The sequence below is a fragment of the Bradyrhizobium sp. HKCCYLRH3097 genome, from assembly GCF_051167875.1.
GTDB lineage: Bacteria > Pseudomonadota > Alphaproteobacteria > Rhizobiales > Xanthobacteraceae > Bradyrhizobium.
The window spans coordinates 74,542-96,066 of record NZ_JBNPTX010000009.1; the positions used below are offsets into that span (position 1 = coordinate 74,542).

Annotated in this window: 2 protein-coding genes; both read left to right on the top strand. The window is 68.4% G+C overall.

The window, feature by feature from the left end:
- Positions 1–96 precede the first annotated feature (96 nt).
- A complete protein-coding gene (locus ACQR0U_RS21620) occupies positions 97–5,121 on the top strand; it encodes an amino acid adenylation domain-containing protein (protein ID WP_434872256.1) in 5,025 nt (1,674 codons plus the stop codon).
- Positions 5,114–21,520 carry a non-ribosomal peptide synthase/polyketide synthase gene (locus ACQR0U_RS21625; protein ID WP_434872246.1) on the top strand — a complete coding sequence of 5,469 codons (16,407 nt, stop codon included), beginning with the start codon at positions 5,114–5,116 and terminating at the stop codon, positions 21,518–21,520. The genes ACQR0U_RS21620 and ACQR0U_RS21625 overlap by 8 nt, the downstream gene beginning before the upstream one ends.
- Positions 21,521–21,525: the final 5 nt, after the last annotated feature.

Here is a 21,525-nt window from a genome sequence, read left to right on the forward strand (position 1 = left end):
CTGCTGGATGACTGGAACCGCACGCGCTCGTTCACGCCGCCTGACTGCTGCATTCAGGATCTCGTTGCCGAGCAGGCGCGCCGCCGGCCGTCGGCGGTGGCGCTGGTCCATGACGAGGTCAACCTGACCTATCGCGAGCTCGAGCTGCGCGCCAATCGCCTCGCGCATCATCTCGTCGCGCTGGGCGCTGGTCCGGACCGGCTGATCGCGATCTGCCAGCAGCGCGGCATCGATGCGATCGTCAGCGTGCTCGCGGTCCTCAAAGCGGGAGCGGCCTATCTGCCGCTGGATCCCACCTATCCGCCGCAGCGGCTGCGCGAGACCGTGGCCGATGCCCGGCCGACGCTGCTGCTCTGTGACGGCGCGAGCGCCAGTACGCTCGGCAGCGTGGCATGTCCGGTCGTGGATGTGGAGAGCGATGCGCCGGCCTGGAGCGGGCTGCCGGAGGGCGCACCGGATGTTGTTGCCCGTGGCCTGACGCCGCGCAGCCTCGCCTATGTCATCTATACCTCGGGCTCGACCGGACAGCCGAAGGGCGTGATGATCGAGCACCACGGCCTGGTCAATCTCGCGCAGGCCCAGATCGGGCTGTTCGACACCGGTCCGCACAGCCGGATCGCCCAATTCGCCTCCTTCAGCTTCGACGCGAGCGTGTGGGACATCGTCATGGCGCTTTGCGCCGGCGCCGAACTGCATCTGCTCGGAAGCCGCGAGCACCGCGATGCGGCGGAGCTGGTGAACTATCTCGCCGAACATCGCATCACCCATGCCACGTTGCCGCCGGCGATGCTGCAGGGCCGCTCGGACCTCGCGCGGCTCTCCGGGCTCGACGTGCTCGTTCTCGCTGGCGAGTTGCCAAAGCCGGAGCTGTTCGAGGCCCTGCCGTCGGAGATCGCGGTCTTCAACGCCTACGGCCCGACGGAAATAACCGTCTGCGCCACCGCATGGCGCCGTCCGCCCGGCTTCGCCGGCGGTGTCGTCCCAATCGGTCGCCCGATCGCCAACGCGCGGATCTATCTGCTCGACGCCCAGGGCATGCCGGTGCCGCGCGGTGCCGTCGGCGAGATCTGGATCGGCGGAGCAGGGGTTGCCCGCGGCTATCTCAACCGTCCCGATCTGTCGGCGCAGCGTTTTGCCGTGGATCCGTTCGGGCTGTCGTCCGACGCGCGGATGTATCGAACCGGTGACCTCGGCCGCCATCTCGCCGACGGCAACATCGAATTCCTGGGCCGCAACGACCATCAGGTGAAGATCCGCGGCTTCCGCATCGAGCTCGGGGAGATCGAGCATCGGCTGAATGCGCAGGCCGGAGTGCGGGACTCGGCGGTGCTGGCGCGGCGCGATGCGCAGGACGATCTCAGGCTGATCGCCTATGTGGTGCCGGCGGACGATGCAGGTGATCCCAGGGCATGGGCTGCGCGCCTGCGCACGCAATTGCAGGCGTGTCTGCCGGACTACATGGTTCCCTCGGCGATCGTTCGCCTCGATGCGTTTCCGCTGACACCCAACGGCAAGGTCGACCGGCAGGCACTGCCGGCGCCGGACGACGAGGCGTTCGGCCGTGGCGCCTATGATCCGCCCCACGGCGAAATCGAGCAGGCCCTCGCTGCTATCTGGCGCGAGCTGCTGGGCATCGAGCGTGTCGGTCGCAACGATCATTTCTTCGAGCTCGGCGGCCATTCGCTGCTCGTCGTCCGCATGATGGACCGGCTGAAGCGCCATGCGCTGACGATCGATGCGCAGATGGTGTTCGCCAAGCCGGTGCTGCGCGATCTCGCGGCCAGCCTGCGGCGAGGCGAGGAGACCGCAATTCCTGACAACCCGATCACGGCGCAGAGCCCGGTCATCACGCCGGACATGCTGCCGCTGATCGCGCTGAGCCAGGGCGAGATCGACCGCGTGGTGGGCCGTGTGCCGGGCGACGTCGCCAACGTCCAGGACATCTACGCGCTGTCGCCGTTGCAGGAGGGAATCCTGTTCCATCATCTGCTCGCGACCGAGGGCGACCCCTACGTGCTGGTCGCGCAGATGGCGTTTGCGGGCCGTGATCTGCTGGATCGCTATCTTGCGGCCGTTCAGGACGTGATCGACCGGCATGACGTCCTGCGGACGTCGTTCCTCTGGGATGGGCTGTCGGTGCCGGCGCAGGTGGTCTGGCGCCAGGCACCGCTAAGCGTCACCGAAGTTGAGCTCGAAGGCAACGAGCCGGCCCAGGTCGAGCTGGCGCGCCGCTTCGATCCGAGGTCCTGCCGGCTCGACCTGACCCAGGCGCCATTGCTGCGTCTCGTTGTCGCCCGCGACCCACGAAATGATCGCCTGCTGCTGCTGGTCATGCTGCATCACATGGTCGGCGACCATACCACTCTGCAGGCGCTGCACGAGGAAGTGCAACTGATCCTGGCGGGCCGCCGCAGCGCTCTCCCTCCACCGATTCCGTTCCGTAACCTCGTGGCCGAGATCCGCAAGGCCGGCGGGCAGGATGCGCAGCAGCGCTTCTTCCGGAGCATGCTCGCCGACATCGATGCGCCGACGGCACCATTCGGATTGATGGAGGTCCGCAGCAACGGCGACGGCGCGCGCGAGGCAAGGCTGCCCGTGCCGGCTACGCTCGACGCGCGGCTGCGCGCGCAGGCGCGGCGCCTTGGCGCGAGCCTCGCCAGCCTCTGTCATGTCGCCTGGGGCCAGGTGCTGGCGCGCAGCAGCGGACGTGATCAGGTCGTGTTCGGCACCGTGCTGCTCGGCCGCATGCAGGCCGGCCACGATACCGGCCGCAGCCTGGGCCTGTTCATCAACACGCTGCCGTTGCGGCTCGATCTCGACGGCACGTCGGTTGAGGACAGCGTTCGCGCAGCGCATGGGCGGCTGGCGGAGCTGATGGCGCATGAGCATGCCTCGCTGACAATGGCCCAGCGCTGCAGCGGCGTCGCGCCGCCGACGCCGCTGTTCTCCGCGATCCTGAACTATCGGCACGGCCGGAGGCAGGATGCGCGGACAGATGCAGAGTCCCTGCAAGGCGTCGAATGGCTCGGTGGCGAGGAGCGCACCAACTATCCGCTGATGCTGGCGGTAGACGACGACGGCCATGGGCTTCACCTGACGGTCCAGGCCGTGGCGCCGGTCGCGCCCGAGCGGGTCGGCGCGATGATGCAGCACTCGCTCGACCAGCTGGCGCTGGCGCTGGAAGCGGCGCCGCACACGCCGGTGCGCAGGATCGACGTCGTTCCGGACGAAGATCGCGCGCGGCTGCTGCTGGCCTGGAACGCGATGGCGACCAACGATGCAAATGCGCTCTGCGTGCACCGGCAGTTCGAGGCCCATGCGGCGCGAACTCCCGATGCGGTCGCACTGGTGCATGGGCAGGAGATGATCAGCTACGGCGCGCTCAATGCGCGGGCGAACCGGCTGGCGCGGCGGCTCCGGGATCGCGGCGTCGGGCCGGATATGGTGGTCGGGCTGGCGCTGGAGCGCGGCGTCACGATGATGGTGGCGCTGCTCGCGGTGCTCAAGGCGGGCGCGGCCTATCTGCCGCTCGATCCGGACTATCCGTCCGAGCGTCTCACGCACATGCTGAACGACAGCGGCGCCAAACTGCTGCTGACACAGGCCACGCTGCATGACCGGTTCGCGCCGGTGCTGGCCCGGAGCGATGCCGAGGCCTGGCTGCTCGACGTGGCGGCCGGCGATGGCCTCGGCCAGACCGATGATCTTTCCGTCGATGGGCATGCGGAGAGCCTCGCCTACGTCATCTACACTTCCGGCTCGACCGGGCTGCCCAAGGGCGTGATGGTGCGCCACGCTGCGGTGACGAACTTCCTGGCGACGATGGCCGAACAGCCGGGCATCGCGGCCGACGACCGCGTACTGGCGCTGACCTCGTTGTCCTTCGACATCGCCGTGCTGGAGCTGTGGCTGCCGCTGGCCCATGGCGCCCGGATCGTGCTCGCCGACCGCGCCGCGGCCCATGATCCGGCGGCGCTCAAGGCGCTGGTCGCACGGCACGGCGTGACCATGATCCAGGCGACGCCGTCGAGCTGGCGCATGCTGCTCGAGCACGATGCGGCCAATACCAGCGAAACCGCTCCGTGGCTGCCGAAAGGCTGCCGCCTGCTGAGCGGCGGGGAGGCGCTGGCCTCGGATCTGGCGCGGCGGCTCAGCGCGCTGAGCAGCGAGGTCTGGAACCTGTATGGGCCGACCGAGACCACGGTATGGTCGGCGCGTCACCGCCTCGATGCGACGAATCCGGTGCCGTTGCTCGGCAGCCCGATCGGCAACACCCGGCTGTACGTGCTCGACGGCGAACTCAACCTTGCGCCGGTGGGCGTCACCGGCGAGCTCTTCATCGGCGGCGACGGACTCGCGCGCGGCTATTGGAAACGCGCTGCGCTGAGTGCCGAGCGCTTCATTCCGGATCCGTTCGGTGGCGACGGCGCGCGGCTGTACCGGACCGGCGACCTCGCGCGCTGGCGAGCCGACGGTGTGCTCGACTATGTCGGCCGCGCCGATCATCAGGTGAAGATCCGCGGACATCGGATCGAGCTCGGCGAGATCGAGGTGCGGCTGCGGGAGCTGCCGGGCGTGCGCGACAGCGTCGTCGTCGCGCAGGAGCTCGGCGGCGGCCGTCAATTGGTCGGTTATGTCAGCAGCGAGGCCTCGCTCGATGGCAGTGACCTCCGCGCCGCGCTCGCAACGGCGCTGCCGGACTACATGGTGCCGTCGCGCGTGATCGTGCTGCCGGAGCTGCCGCTGACCCCGAACGGCAAGATCGACCGCAAGGCGCTGCCGCGGCCGGATGCGACGCTGCCGCGTGCGCGGCGCGTCGGCCCGCGCAATCCGACCGAGGCGGCGCTCGCGACGATCTGGGCCGAGCTGCTGCACAGGCCGGAGGTCGGCGTCACCGACAACTTCTTCGAGCTCGGCGGCGACTCGCTGGTGGCCGTCCAGCTCGTTGGCCGCATCAAGCGCGATCTTGCGCGGGAGCTGCCGCTGAAGCGGTTGTTCGAGCTGACCACGGTCGAGGCCATGGCGTCCGCGCTCGCCGCGGAACCGCCGACGAACAGGCGCAGCGACGACATCGCCGCCATGTTCGATCTGCTTGAGGAAGTCGAGTTCGCCAATGAATGATCAGTCCGGACTTCAGGCCCAGCAGCTCAGCGAGATCGCGCGCCGGTTGGCGCGTCTCGATGCGCCGAAGCAGCGCGCCTTCCTGACGCAGTTGGCGGCCAAGGGCATCGATCTGTCGATTTTGCCGATCGCGCGCCAGCATCTGCAGCGCGCGCCGTTGTCATTCGCGCAGGCCCGCCTCTGGTTCCTGTGGCGGATGGATCCGGGCGGCTCCGCCTACAACATGCCGGTCGCGATCCGCCTGCGGGGCCGTCTCGACGCCGCTGCGCTTCAGAAGGCGCTCGACGGACTCGTCATGCGCCATGCCGCGCTCCGCACCACGTTCCGGCAGGACGGCGGCGAGCCGGAGCAGATCGTAGGCCAGCCGGCGCCGGTCGCGCTTCGCCGTATCGAGATTGCGGGCGACGATCGCGAGCAGCAGGCGCGCCGGCTGCTGTGTGAGGAAGCGGCGCTGCCGTTCGATCTCGAATCCGGACCGCTGCTGCGCGCGGCGCTGCTCGGGCTCGGCGAGCACGAGCATATCCTCTCGGTCACGCTGCACCACATCGTCGCCGATGGCTGGTCGATGCAGGTCCTCACCGAGGAGTTCTGGCAGCTCTATCGCGCTGCCGTCCGCGGCGAGACCGCCTCACTACCGGCGCTCGAGGTCGACTACGCCGATTTCGCCGCCTGGCAGCGACTGTGGCTCGGCGCCGTGGAGGAAGAGCGGCAGCTCCGGTACTGGACCGACCGGCTGCACGACACGGCCATGCTGCAACTGCCGTTCGATCGCCCCCGATCGGCCCAGACCGACCAATCCGGCGATGCCATACGCCTGTCGCTCGGCGCCGAGCTTTCCGATCGTCTGCGCGGGCTCGCCCGACAGCATCACACGACGCTGTTCGTCGTGCTGCTCGCGGCGCTGAAGCTGGTGCTCTATCGCTACAGTGGGCAGGGCGACATCTGCGTCGGCGTTCCGCTCGCCAATCGCGACCGGTCGGAAACGCGGCGGCTGATCGGGCTGCTGGTCAACACCCAGGTGCTGCGCACGCGCATCGACAGCCGGAGCACGATCGCCGACGTCATTCACGCCCTGCGCGAGGCCTCGCTCGAGGCCCAGGATCACCAGGATCTTCCGTTCGAGCGGCTGCTGGACGTGCTGCAGCCGCAGCGCAGCCAGAGCCAGACGCCCCTGTTCCAGGTGCTCTACAACCATCAGCATCGGCGCGAGCCGGCACATGCGCCGGCTGCGTCCGAATTGCAGATCGAGACGATCGCGGCAGAGATCGAGACGGTGAAATTCGATCTCGCTCTCGACAGCGAGGAGGCGCCGTCGGGAGACGTCTCGGCGCTGTTCTCCTTTGCCACCGCGCGGTTCGACCGGTCGACCATCGCACGGCTCGCCGGGCATTGGCTGACGATCCTGCGGGCAACGGTCGCGGATCCCATGCAGCGGATCGCGGCGCTGGAGCTGTTGTCGGACCGGCAGCGCGACGACGTCAGGCAGTGGAATGCCTGCGCGCCCGCACTCGCGGGGTTCCAGCCGGTGCACCGGATGCTCGCGCGGCACGCAAAGGAGAGGCCGGGCGCGACAGCCCTGGTGTTCGGGGCCGAGACGATCAGCTATCAGGCGCTCGATCGCCGCGCCAATGCCATCGCGCAGCATCTGTTGGCGCTCGGCGTGCGACCCGGCGAGCTCGTCGGGCTCTCGATGCAGCGCTCGCGCGATCTCGTCGCAAGTCTTGTTGCCGTCCTCAAGGCCGGCGCGGCCTATCTGCCGCTCGATCCCGATCATCCGCCGGCGCGGCTCGCCGCCACCGTTCGGGATGCCGGCGCGCGCGTCGTGCTGGTCGATGCGGCGGGACGATCGCAATGGCCGCCGATGCCGGGCATCGCGGTCGTCGATCCCGGCGCGATGCCGGCCGAGACGACGGAGATTGATCCGGCGGTCGATGTCCATCCCGCGAGCCTCGCCTACGTGATCTATACGTCCGGCTCCACCGGCGTGCCGAAAGGCGTCGCGGTCGCGCACGGACCGTTCGCGATGCATTGCGACGCCACCGCCGGTCTCTACGAGATGGACCGGCAGTCGCGCGAACTGCACTTCCTCTCCTTCACCTTCGACGGCGCGCATGAGCGGTTGTGGACCGCGCTGAGCTGCGGCGCGACCTTGGTGATGCGTGACGCCGATCTCTGGTCGGCGGAGAAGACGCTCGACGTGATGGGCGCGGAGCGCGTGACCAATGCCGGCTTTCCGCCGGCCTATCTGCAGCAACTCGCCGACTTCGCGGCGTGGCGCGGCGATCCGCCGCCCGTGTCGCTGTATTCGTTCGGCGGCGAGGCCATGCCCAAATCGGGCTTCGACAAGGTCAGGCAGGCGCTGCGGCCGCGCAAGCTGATCAACGGCTATGGTCCGACGGAGACAGTGGTCACGCCGCTGGTCTGGAAGGTCGACGTCGATGCCGAGATCGACTGCGCCTATGCGCCGATCGGCCGCCCGGTCGGCCGGCGCTCGGCCTATGTTCTCGACGGCGATCTCAACATCGTTCCGGTCGGCGTCACCGGCGAGCTTCATATCGGCGGCGAGGGGCTCGCGGCCGGCTATTGGAATCGGCCGGCGTTGACGGCGGAGCGCTTCATCCCCGATCCGTTCGGCGCACCGGGCACGCGGCTGTATCGCACCGGCGATCTGGCGCGCTGGCGCCCCGATGGCGTCATCGACTATGTCGGCCGGTCCGACCACCAGCTCAAGATCCGCGGCTTCCGCATCGAGCCGGGCGAGGTCGAGGCGCGGCTGACGCGGCAGGCGGGTGTTCAGTCGGCGGTGGTGGTGGCACGCGAGATCGGCGGACGCCAGCAGCTCATCGGCTATGCCTGCGGCGAGGATGGCCTCGACGAGACCGGGCTGCGCGCGGCGTTGTCCGAGGAACTGCCGGACTACATGGTTCCGGCCCGCATCGTACTGATGTCGCGGATGCCGCTCACGGCGCATGGCAAGGTCGATCGCGACGCCTTGCCGGCGCCCGAGCAGTTGTCTGCTGAGGCCGACTACGTCGCACCGCAATCCCCGGCTGAACTGGAGCTGGCGGCGATCTGGGCTGAATTGCTCGGCCATTCGCGGGTCGGGCTGACCGACAACTTCTTCGAGCTCGGCGGCGATTCCATCATTTCATTGCAGGTGGTCGGACGTGCGCGCCAGCGCGGGCTTGCCATCGAGCCGCGCGACCTGTTCCGGCATCAGACGCTGCAAGGGCTGGCGCGGGTCGCGCGCCGCGATCGGGCGGCGGTCGTCTCCGCCGAGCCGCTCGCGCGCGATGGCGATCCGGTGCCGCTGTTGCCGATCCAGCGCCGCTTCTTTGCCGAGGACGCCGGCGAACGGCATCACTGGAATCAGGCGCTGATGCTGGTGCCGTCGGCACGGCTCGACTGGCGGGTGTTGGCGCCGGCGGTCGAGGCCGTGGTGGCGCATCACGAGTCCCTGCGACTGCAATTCCTCCAGAGCGACGGCGCGTGGCAGGCGAGATATGGCGCGATGCCGGCGAGCGCCGATCTGCTCTGGACCCGCGCTGTTCAGGACGCGGCGGAGATCACCTCGGTTGCCGCCGCCGCGCAGGCAAGCCTGTCCCTGCAGGGGCCGTTGCTGCGCTTCGTCGGCATGGACGTCGCGGACGGCAGCCAGAGGCTTCTCATCGTCGTGCATCACCTCGTCGTCGACGGCGTATCCTGGCGTGTGCTGCTCGAGGACATCATGTCGGCGCATCGACAGGCGGCGCAGGGCGCGGTTGCGATTGCGTTGCCCCCCAAGAGCCAGTCCATGGCGTCGTGGAGCAGGAGGCTTGAAGACTACGCGGTGAGCGAGGAGCTGTCCGATCAGCTCGACTATTGGAGACAGCGCAGTGCCGCCGGCGGCCTGCCATGCGACGAGGATCACGGTGAGACCGATCGTGTCGCCGATGGCGAAGACGTCGTCGTGTCGTTCGATGCCGACATGACCGGGCAACTGCTCAAGCAGGCGCCCGCTGCCTACAGGACCCAGGTCAATGATCTGCTATTGGCGGCGCTGGCCCGCGCCGTCAACCGCTGGTGCGGACTCGATGAATGCCTGGTCGAGCTCGAAGGCCATGGCCGTGAGGATCTGTTCGAAGGCATCGACCTGTCGCGCACGGTCGGCTGGTTCACGACCGCATTTCCGCTTCGCCTCGCCGGTGGCGCGGGCGACGATGCCACGCTCATCAAGTCGATCAAGGAGGAACTACGGGCCATCCCGGCGCGTGGGCTCGGCTATGGCGTGCTGCGCTACTGCGGCAGCCCTGAGCAGCGCGCCGCCCTGGCGGGCGGCGCCGAGCCGCGGATCGTGTTCAACTATCTCGGCCAGTTCGGCGCCGGCCCTGACCCTGCCTTCGCGCTCGCGCCGGAAGGCGCGGGTCCGTCACGCAGCGCCGGCGCACCGCTTGGCCGCTGGCTCAGCATCAACGGCCAGGTGCTCGACGGCCAGCTGAGGCTGACATTCAGCTTCGGCCGCCGACGCTATCGCCGCGCGACGATCGAGCGGCTGGCCGCGTGCTATTCCGCGGCGCTGCGCGAACTCGTCGCGCATTGCACGAGCGGCGTACATGGCCTCACGCCGTCGGACGTTCCGCTGTCGGGCCTCAGCCAGCCGGAGCTCGACCTGCTCGGAGCCTCGCGCGATTGGCGCGATATCGAGGACATCTATCCGCTGTCGCCGATGCAGCAGGGCATGCTGTTCCACGCGCTGCGCGACGGCGACAGCGGCAACTATGTCAGTCAGATCGCCGTCGACGTCAGCGGCGCCGATGCGGCGCGTTTACGCGCGGCGTGGCAGGCGGTGACCGCGAGACACGCGGTGCTGCGGACCGCGTTCGTGTGGAAAGAATTGTCGGGCGCACCGCAGCAGGTCGTCCATCGGCAGGCTCCTGTTCCCTTCGTCGAGGAGGATTGGCGCGACCGTGTGGACTCGATGGATCAGGCCGCGCGTGACGCGGCGCTGGCCGAGGTGGCGGCAGCCGAATGGCGCGCCGGTTTCGACCTGTCACGGCTGCCGCTGCAGCGGGTCCGTCTCATCGATCTCGACGGCGGCGTTTTCCGCCTGATCTGGACCCATCATCACATCCTGCTCGACGGCTGGAGCGCAGCAAGGCTCATCGGCGAGATCATGCAGCATGTCGGCGGCGCCTCGCTGGGCGCACCGCGCGGCCGCTATCGCGATTACATTGCCTGGCTGCAGCGGCAGGATCGAGAGGCGTCGAGCATGTTCTGGTCGCGCTCGCTCTCGACGCTCGGCGAGCCGAGCCTGCTGGCCGATGCGCTGGGCGGGCCGGCCGCACCTGCCGACGGCCATGCCTCGATCGATCTCGTGATCGATGCGGTGAAGACCGAGCGGCTGCAGGTCGTGGCACGGCGCGAGCGGGTGACGTTGAACACGCTTCTGCAGGGGGCATGGGGCCAGCTGCTGCGACGTTTGACCGGCCAGGATGTCGTCTGCTTCGGCGCCACGATCTCCGGCCGGCCGCCCGAGATCGCAGGCGTGGAAGAGGCGGTCGGCCTGTTCATCAACACCGTGCCCGCGCTCGAGGACGCGAGACCTCAAACGCCGGTCGGCGACTGGCTGCGCAGCTTGCAGGATCGCAACGTCGACCTGCGCGAGCATGGCTGGATGCCGCTGCACGAGATCCAGCGTCTTGCCGGCCGCGCCGGCCGGCCGCTGTTCGACACCATCTTCGTGTTCGAGAACTATCCTGTCGACGCGGCGCTGCGCGATCAGGCCGGCGGGGGGCCGCGCGCCAGCGGCGCCGAGCAGATCTCGATCACCAACTATGCGCTGACGGTCGCGGTGTTCGTGACCGACGCCGGCATCCGGCTCGGCTTCCGTTACGATCGCAGCCGGTTCGACCAGGTGCAGATCGAGCGGATACAGGCGGCGTTCGCCTGCCTGCTCGGGCGCATCGCCGACGACAGCAGCCGCCCCGTCGCGGAGCTGCATGGCTTGGATGCCGCCGCTTTGCACCGGGTGCTCGGCTGGAGCTCGGGACCCGCCGCGCCGACGGTGAAAGACGGCTTCGTCGACGTCGTGACGCAGATCGAACAGCAGGCCGCACGGTCGCCTGCGGCCATGGCCGTGATCTCCGATCAGGAGAGGATCAGCTACGCCGAACTGAATGCGCGTGCGAACCGACTGGCGCGACAGATCAGGCAGGCCGGCGTCGCTCTGGATGCCCCGGTCGGCTTGGCGTTCGAGCGCAGCCCCGACCTGGTCGTGGCTGTGTTGGCCGTTCTGAAGGCCGGGGCCGGCTACCTGCCGCTCGATCCGGATTATCCCCACCAGCGGCTCGCGGCGATGCTGGGCGACAGCGGCGCGCGGCTGGTGCTGACGCAGCCGCAGTTGCGTGATCGGCTGACGGAGATCATGGCAGGAGCGGGCGCCGAGTTGATCGCCGTCGACGACAGACGCGCCTCGCAGGACACGGACACCGGCAGCTTGGATCTCCAGAGTCCGACCCACGCCGAGAGCCTCGCTTATGTGATCTACACGTCAGGCTCGACCGGCGTGCCGAAGGGCGTGGCCTGCACGCGTGGCGCGCTGGCAGCGCGGCTCGCCTGGATGCAGCGGGAGTACGGGCTCGATCCCGGCGAAACGCTGTTGCAGAAGACGCCGTTCAGCTTCGACGTCGCGGTGTGGGAAATCCTGTGGCCGTTGACGGTCGGTGCGCGGCTTGCGATCGCGGCGCCGGGGGCCCATCGCGAGCCGAAGCGGCTGGTCGATGCGGTCACTGCGCATGGTGTGACCACGCTGCATTTCGTGCCGCAGATGCTCGCGCAATTCGTGGCTGAGCCGGAGGCTCAGCGATGCGTGACGTTGAAGCGCCTGTTCTCCGGTGGCGAGGCCCTGCCGGTCCCGCTGAAGGACCAAGTCTACGCGGTATTCCCAGCAATCCGGTTCGACAACCGCTATGGGCCGACCGAAGCGCTGATCAATGCCAGCTTCTGGAACTGCCGCGCGGCGAGCGGGGCGCGCGTGCCGATCGGCTTTCCGATTCCAGGCACGATCCTGCGCATTCTCGACACCGACCTCAATCCGGTCGCCGGGGGCACGACGGGCGACCTCCATATCGGCGGCGACGGGCTGGCGCGCGGCTATCTCGGGCGCGCCGGGCTGACGGCCGAGCGCTTCATCCCCGATCCGTTCGGACCTCCCGGTGCCCGGCTGTACCGGAGCGGCGATCTGGCGCGCTGGCGCAGCGACGGCGCCATCGACTATGTCGGCCGGGCCGATCACCAGGTAAAGGTTCGCGGCTTCCGTATCGAGCTCGGCGAGATCGAGGCGCGGCTGCTGCAGCAGCCATCGGTTACTGCGGCCGTCGTCATCGCGAGGGAGTTCGGGGCTGGCCGGCAACTGGTCGGCTATGTCTGCGGTGACGGCACGCTCGATGGCGAGGTGCTGCGCAACGCGCTGTCCGCGACGTTGCCGGACTACATGGTGCCGGCGCGGATCGTGGTCCTCGACCGCCTGCCGCTGATGGTGAATGGCAAGGTCGATCGCAACGCGCTGCCGGCGCCGGAGGCGCCCGCTGCAGCGATGCGGATTGCGCCGCGGACGCCGGCCGAGGCTGCGTTGGCAACCATCTGGGCCGAGCTGCTGCATCAGCCCGATGTCGGCATGACCGACAATTTCTTCGAGCTCGGCGGCGATTCCATCATCTCGCTGCAGATGGTCAGTCGTGCGCGGCGGGCCGGCCTTCTGATCGAGCCACGAGACGTCTTCAAGCATCAGACGCTGGAAGCCCTGGCGCGCGACGCGCGGCAGGTCGTCCGGTTGGAGACGACGGCGGAGCAGGGTCTCGTCTCCGGGCCACTCCCGTTGCTGCCGATTCAGCTCCGTTTCTTCGAGCAGGAGCTGGAGGCGCCCGATCACTGGAACCAGGCCTTGCTGCTGCGGCCGCAGCAGCGGCTCGACTGGGACGTGCTGCGGCGCGCGGCAGTGGCCGTCGTCACTCATCACGATGCGCTGAGACTGCGCTTCGAACGCATCGACGGCATCTGGCGCGCCGAGCACGGGCCGGCGCCGGCGGTCTCCGACCTGTTTCGGTCGTGCGAGCTGGCCGATGGCGAGGCGGTCACCGCGCTCGCCGCTGCGGTCCAGGCGAGCCTTTCGCTCGCGGAGGGACGTCTGGTGCGGATGGTCGGCATCGATCTGCCGGAGGGCGGGCAGCGCTTCCTGATCGTGATTCATCACCTCGTGACCGACGGCGTGTCGTGGCGTGTGCTGCTGGAGGATCTCGCGGCTGCCTATGAGCAGCTCATGCGTAGGCAAGAGGCGACGCTGCCGCCCAAGACGCACGCCTATGCCCAATGGGGCGCAGCGCTGCGCGCGTACGCGGCCTCGGATGTGCCGGCTGCAGAGTGGGATCATTGGTCCGGTCTCCGGCAGACGGAGGACGTGCCGTGCGATTTCGATCATGCGGATCGGGATACGATTGCAGACGCCGACGACGTACCGCTCGCGATCGACGCCGAGCTGACCGCGCGTCTGCTGGGCACGGCGCACGGGGCGTACAGAACCCAGGTCAATGATCTGCTGCTGTCGGCGCTCGCGCGTGCGCTGTGGCTGTGGTCGGGCCGGGAGATCATGGCAATCGAACTCGAGGGTCACGGCCGCGAGGATCTCGGTGGCGGGCTCGACCTGTCGCGAACCATCGGCTGGTTCACGACCGCGTTTCCGGTACGACTGGCGGCTGGATCGCAGCCGCCTGCGGTGCTGATCAAGGCGACCAAGGAGATGCTGCGGTCCGTCCCCAGCCGGGGACTTGGCTACGGCGTCCTGCGCTACCTGGGTTCTGATGCCCATCGCGCGGCGCTGACGACGGGCGTGCAGCCGCGCATCGGGTTCAACTATCTCGGACAGGTCGATGGCAGCGCGGACGAGACGGCGGTGTTCTCGATCGCGCCAGAGAGCGCCGGCCCGTCGCGCGCCGCGTCGAGCCCGTTGCGCCACCATATCGCGATCAACGCGAGGGTGCTCGACGGTCGTCTGGAGCTGTCGTTCGGCTTCAGCGGGAAGCGTCAACGCCGCGAAACGATTGCGAGCTTGGCGGACTGTTTTGAGGCGGCGCTGCGTGAGCTGGTCGATCACTGCACGAGCGGCGTCCATGGCGTGACGCCGTCCGATGTGCCGTTGTCGAAGCTGAGCCAGGCCGAGCTCGATGCGCTGGCGCTGGATTGGCGCGGGGTCGAGGACATCTATCCGTTGTCGCCGATGCAGCAGGGCATGCTGTTTCACGCGTTGCACGACGACGGCACGGGGGTCTACGTCAATCAGGTCGCCGCCGAGATCCGCGGTCTCGACGCCGGCAAGCTGCAAGCCGCGTGGCAGGCGGTCAGCAAACGCCATACCGTGCTTCGCACCGGTTTCCTGTGGCGTGAATTGCCGGGACCACCGCAGCAGGTCGTGCATCGCAATGCCGACGTTCCCTTCGTCGCGGAGGATTGGCGGGAACGGGCGGCGCAGCTCGCTCCGGCCGCTTTGGATGCTGCGCTCATGGCGGCTGCAGACCGCGAGCGCGCCGACGGCTTCGATCTCTCGCGGCCGCCGCTGCAGCGCGTGAGGCTGATCCGGATCGCCGACGACCGGCATTGGCTGATCTGGACTCATCATCACATTCTGATGGACGGCTGGAGCTCGGCCCGATTCATCGCCGAGGTGATGCAGTACGAGGGGCAGGGGGCGCTGCAAGGACAGCCGCCGCGCTACCGCGACTACATCGCATGGCTGCAGGCGCAGGACCACGGTGCTGCGGCCGAGTTCTGGCGAGCGGCGTTGGCCGGGCTCGACGAGCCGAGCCTGCTGTCGCGGCCTGCGGTCGACGCTCGCGTCGGCCATGGCTCGCTCACCATGGCGGTGGACGCCGATCTCAGCGAGCGGCTGCAACGCTTCGCGACCCGCGAACGGGTCACGCTGAATACGGTGGTGCAGGCGGCATGGGCGCAATTGCTCCGTCGGTTCACCGGCCAGGATACGGTCTGCTTCGGCGTGACGGTGTCGGACCGGCCCGCTGGGCTCGCTGGCGCCGAGGAGATGGTCGGCCTGTTCATCAACACCTTGCCCGTGGTCGATGCCGAGGATCCGCAGCGGCGGGTTGGTGCGTGGCTGCGCGACCTGCAGGATCGCAATCTCGCCTTGCGGGATCATGGCTGGATGCCGCTGGCCGCGATTCAGCGGATCGCGGGCCAGGCAGGGCGTCCGCTGTTCGACAGCATCCTGGTGTTCGAGAACTATCCGGTGGACGAGGCCTTGAAGACCCGAGACGGCCGCGTGAGCGTCAGCCGGACGAGGATCCTCGAAACGAGCAACTACCCGCTGTTCGTGAGCGTCGGCCTCGAAGCAGAGCTGCGGCTGGTATTCAATTTCCAGCAGCAACATTTCGACGAAGCCCAGATTCGGCGGCTGCAGAGGGCGTTCGTGCAACTGCTCGCGGCCATCACTGGCGATGCCGAGCAGGCGGTCGGCTGTCTTGCGGCTGATGATCCCGCGGACATCGCGCTGCTGGCGCGGGTCAACGCAACGGCCGGGGCCGCGATAGCGCCGGATGTCGTCGCTCAGTTCGAGGCCCAAGCAGGGCGCGCGCCCGATGCGATTGCGCTCGTGCACAATGAGGAGACGATCAGTTACGGCGCACTGAATGCGCGCGCGAACCGGCTGGGCCATAGGCTCAGGGAGCACGGCGTCGGTCCCGATGTGGTGGTGGGACTGGCGCTGGAGCGCAGTGTCACGATGATGGTGGCGCTGCTCGCGGTGCTCAAGGCGGGCGGAGCCTATCTGCCGCTCGATCCGGACTATCCGGCCGAGCGTCTCGCGCACATGCTGTCCGACAGCGGCGCGAAGCTGCTGCTGACGCAGGCGACGCTCCACGACCAGCTCGCGCCAGTGCTGGCGGACGGCCACGCCCAGGCCTGGCTGCTGGACGAGGCGGCTGGAGAAGATTCGGTCGACGTCGGCAATCTCGACGTCGCCATCCATCCAGACAATCTGGCTTACGTCATCTACACCTCCGGTTCGACCGGCCTTCCCAAGGGCGTGATGGTGCGCCATGGCGCCGTGACGAATTTCCTGGCGACGATGGCTGAGCAACCGGGCATCGCGCGCGATGACCGCGTGCTCGCTTTGACCTCGCTGTCATTCGACATCGCGGTGCTCGAGCTCTGGCTGCCGCTCATTCATGGCGCCCGGATCGTGCTGGCGGATCGCGCCTCGGCCCACGATCCGGCGAGGTTGAAGGCGATCGTCGCCCATCATGGCGTGACCCTAATCCAGGCCACGCCGTCGAGCTGGCGCATGCTGCTCGATCATGACGATGGTGCGCGCGGCTGGCTGCCTCAAGGCTGCCGCTTGCTGAGCGGCGGCGAGGCGCTGGCGCCCGACCTGGCGCTTCGGCTGCTCGCGCTCGGAGGCGAGGCCTGGAACCTGTTCGGGCCGACCGAAACCACGGTGTGGTCGGCGCGCCATCGGCTCGACGCACGCGATCCCGCACCGGTCCTCGGCGGCCCGATCGGCAGCACCACGCTGCATGTGCTCGACGGCGATCTCAACCCCGCCCCCGTCGGCGTGACAGGCGAGCTCTTCATCGGCGGCGAGGGCCTGGCCCGCGGCTATTGGCGCCGAGCGGCGCTCAGCGCCGAGCGCTTCATTCCCGATCCATTCGGCGATCCCGGTGCGCGGCTGTACCGCACCGGCGATCTGGCGCGGTGGCGCGCCGACGGTTTGCTCGACTATGTCGGCCGTGCCGACCATCAGGTGAAGATCCGCGGCCACCGCATCGAGCTCGGCGAGATCGAGGCGCGGCTGCGCACGCAGCCCGGCGTGCGCGACAGCGTCGTGGTGGCGCAAGAGCTCGGCGGCGGCCGGCAGCTCGTCGGCTATGTCAGCGGCGACGATGCGCTCGACGGAGCCGAGCTGCGCGCGACTCTCGCGTCGGCGTTGCCGGACTACATGGTGCCGTCGCGCGTGATGGTGCTGCCGCGGCTGCCGCTGACACCGAACGGCAAGATCGATCGCAAGGCGTTGCCGTTGCCCGATACGCGGCTTGGGCAGGGACAGCGCGTCGTGCCACGCAATCCGACCGAGGCCGCACTCGCTGCGATCTGGGCCGAGCTGCTGCACCAGCCGGACGTCGGCGTCACCGACAATTTCTTCGAGCTCGGCGGCGACTCGATCATCTCGCTGCAGATGGTCAGTCGCGCACGCCGGGCTGGTCTCGAGCTGGAGCCGAGAGACGTGTTCCGGCTGCAGACGATCGAGCTGCTCGCGCCGGCCTGCGTGGCGGCGCGGAACGACCAGCCCGCAATCACTCGCGCGCGCGGCGCATTGTCGGGGCTGACGAGCGAGGAGCTCGCGCAGCTCGGTGTCGACTGGGACCGCATCGAGGACGTCTACCCGCTCTCGCCGATGCAGCAGGGCATGCTGTTCCATAGCCTGCGCGATGCCGGAAGTGGCGTCTATGTCAACCAAGTCAGCGTCGAGATCCGCGGGCTGGACGTCGAGCGGCTGCGCACCGCGTGGCAGGAGGTCTCTGCCTGTCATCCGATGCTGCGTACTGGATTTCTGTGGCGCGAGCTGTCCGGCGCACCGCTGCAGGCCGTCCATCGCGCGGCGAGTGTGCCGTTCGCAACGGAAGACTGGCGTGGGCAGGCCGTCGATGAGGCGCGGCTGTCGTCGGCGCTGGCCGCGGAGCGCGGCGCCGAGTTCGATCTCGCGGTGCCGCCACTGCAGCGTGTCCGCTTGTTGCAGCTCGACCACGATCGTCATCGCCTGATCTGGACCTACCATCATATCCTGATGGATGGCTGGAGCTCGGCTCGCTTCATCGGTGAAATCCTGCAGCGCTATGCCGGGCGTGCGCTCGTCTCTCAATCGGCGCACTATCGCGATTATGTTGCCTGGCTGCTGGCCCAGGACGCGCAAGCCGCCGCGCGCTTCTGGCGAGGACAACTCACGGCCTTCGACCAGCCGACGCAACTGGCCGATGCCTTCGGCGCGCGGCGCTACGACGCGCACGGACACCGGCGCTGCTACACCCGGCTCGACAAGGATGCGACCGCGGCATTGAAGGCGTTCGCCCGGCACGAGCGCATCACCCTGAACACGCTCATCCAGGGCGTCTGGGCGCTGCTGCTGCAACGCTACACCGGCCAGCAGACCGTTACATTTGGAGTCACCGTCGCCGGCCGTCCGGCGGGTCTCGACGGGGCCGAGCAGATGATCGGCCTGTTCATCAATACGCTGCCCGTGATCGAGACGCCTTCGCCGGCCGCAACGATCGGTGACTGGCTGCGCGCCATGCAGGACCGCAACGCGGCGATGCGCAACTTCGAGCAGACGCCGCTCTACGACATCCAGAGCTGGGCCGGGCGTGCCGGCGAGACCATGTTCGACAGCATCATCGTGTTCGAGAACTATCCCGTCGACCGAGGCCTGCTGCAGGGCGACGGCTCGCTTCAATTCGGCGAGCTGCGCAACGTCGACGTCACGAACTATCCGATGGACCTGTCCGTCATGGTCGAGGATACGCTGCAGGTCGAATTCACCTATATGCCGAGCCACTTCACGCCGGAACAGGCGGAGCAGGTGAGGGCGCAATTCGAACATCTGCTCGCGGCCATGCTACGAGGTCCGGAAGCCAGGCTTGGCGCGATCGATGCGTCCACCGCTCAGGATGTGCAGCGCGCAGATGCCTGCAATGGCCGGGCGGCGTCTGCCGCGATGCGTCCACTCGTCCACGAGATGATCCGCGATCATGCACAGCGCGATCCGGAACGTGTCGCCCTGACGATCGGCGGCCGGAACCTGTCCTACGGTGAGCTCGATCGTCGCGCCAACCGGATCGCGCACCACCTCGTCGAGGCCGGGCTCGGGCCCGACCAGCGCGTCGGCGTCGTCGTCGAGCGCAACGAAGCGACGATGGCCGCGCTGCTTGCCGTGCTGAAGGCGGGCGGAGCCTATGTCCCGCTCGATCCCGAGCTGCCGCCGGACCGCATCGCTCATGTGATGGGCGATTCCGGGATGAGGATGCTGCTGTCCGGCGCGCGTGACATCTCCGCTATCGAAGGCGTTCAGGCGATCGATCTGGCCTCGTTCGATTTCGCCAGCGGTCCGAACCATGTGCCGGATCCACGCCTGCATCCGGAGAGTCTCGCTTATGTGATCTACACGTCCGGTTCGACCGGGCGGCCGAAAGGCGTCGCCGTCGCGCATGGACCGCTGGCGATGCATTGCCGAGCGACCGCTGCGCTCTACGAGCTCGACGAGCACGCAAGCGAGCTGCATTTCCTGTCGCTGGCCTTCGACGGCGCGCATGAACGGTGGCTTACGGTGCTGTCGCAGGGCGCTCGGCTGGTCATGCGCGATGCGGAGCTGTGGACGCCCGAACGGACCGTCGCCGAGCTTCATGCGCAGCGGATCACGCATATCGGCCTGCCGCCGGCCTATCTGCAGCAGGTCGCAGAGTGGGTGGAGCAGGCCGGCAATCCGCCGCCCGTCAGGCTGTATTCGTTCGGCGGCGAGGCGATGCCCAAGGCCGGCTTCGACAAGGTCAGGCGGACGTTGAAGCCGCAGATCCTGATCAACGGCTATGGTCCGACCGAGACCGTCGTGACACCGCTCGTGTGGAAGGTCGACGGCAACACGGCGTGCGACAAGGCCTATGGGCCGATCGGCATTCCCGTTGGCCGCCGCACCGCCTACATCCTCGATGGCTCGCTGAATCTCGTTCCGGCAGGCGCAGCCGGCGAGCTCTACATCGGCGGGTTCGGGCTCGCGCGCGGGTACCACGCCAAGCCAGGCATGACGGCGGAACGCTTCGTGCCGGATCCATTTTCGGCGGACGAGGGCGCACGTCTCTACCGCACCGGCGACCTTGCGCGATGGGATGCGAGCGGCACGATCGAATATCTCGGACGCAGCGACGATCAGGTCAAGGTCAGCGGCTTCCGGATCGAGCTTGGCGAAATCCAATCGGCTCTGCTGAGCGACCCAGCGGTCGCGCAGGCTGCCGTGCTCGCCGTGGTGGGTGCGGGAGGAAATCAGCTCGTGGCCTATGTGGCGCCACGGGCGCCAGGCGACGCCGCCGCGGCTGCGGCCGAGCGGCTGTCTGCAACGCTGACTGCCGCGCTGCGCCGGACTTTGCCGGCCTACATGATTCCATCCCGCATCATCGTGCTCGAGCGCTTGCCGACGCTGTCGAGCGGCAAGGTCGATCGCAAGGCGTTGCCCGCGCCTGATATCGCAGCCGGGCGCGCGTTCATTGCCCCGGAAAGTCCCGCCGAGGTCTCGATGGCGAAGCTGTGGGCGGAGATCCTCGGTGTTGCGCAAGTCGGCGTCACCGACAACTTCTTCGAGCTCGGCGGCAACTCGATCCTGAGCCTCAATGTGATCGCGCGCCTTCGCCGTGCCCCGATCCTCGATGGCGAGATCAAGCTGCGCGATCTCCTCCAGAAGCCGACCATTCGCGCCTTGCTCGGCACGCCCGCAGCATCATCCATGCGGCCGTCGGCGCTGCTGCCCCTGAGTTCGCCGATCGATGGCACGCCGCCGGTGTTCTGTCTTCACGGCGGCTTCGGCACGGTGTTCGACTACGCGCCGCTGGCGCGGCGTCTGGAGGGACGGAGGCAACTGATCGGACTGCAGTGCCGGACGCTGATCGAACCGTCCTTCACCGACGAGTCGCTGACGGCAATGGCCGTGGACTATGTCGATGAGATCGCGCGGAAGCAAAGCAAGGGACCCTATCATCTGATTGGCTGGTCGCTTGGCGGACTGGTCGCGTGCCTGGTTGCTGCTGAACTTGAGCGGCGCGGTGAGCGGGTCGAGCGCCTGGCGCTGATCGACAGCTTCGTTCCGCATGGTGACGAGCAGCCGTCGCCCGGGCGGCATTGGACCGACGACTTGCTGACGCTGCTGTCGGTCGCGGCGCCGGGCGTGCAGCCTTCAGCCATTGCGTCGCAGGTGACGGCGATTCGTTCCGGCGATGCGCCGGTGACGGACGAGGTGATCCGGCGCCTGGTCGTCGATGCAATCGGCACGGCGCCGCTGCAGCCGCGCGACGGTCTTCTCGGCGTCGACGACATCGTCTCGGCCTTCAGGGTCGGGCGCCACCTCGCGCAACTGGCTCGGGCGGCCGAATGGCCGGCCGATCTCGTTGCAGCGCCCGGCTGCTGGTGGACCTCCGGCCGGCTTCGACAGCGCGATCGGCTCGCGGCGGGACTGCCGCAGGCGGCAGATTTGGGCGTGGTCGGCGACGACCACTTCTCGATCCTTAGCAACGAATCCTTCCTGGCGGCGCTCGGCGCGTGGCTGGAGCCGGACCAGGCGGCGCAGACATCACCGGCTCTGCAGCCGGAACCGGCTGAATGAGGTGA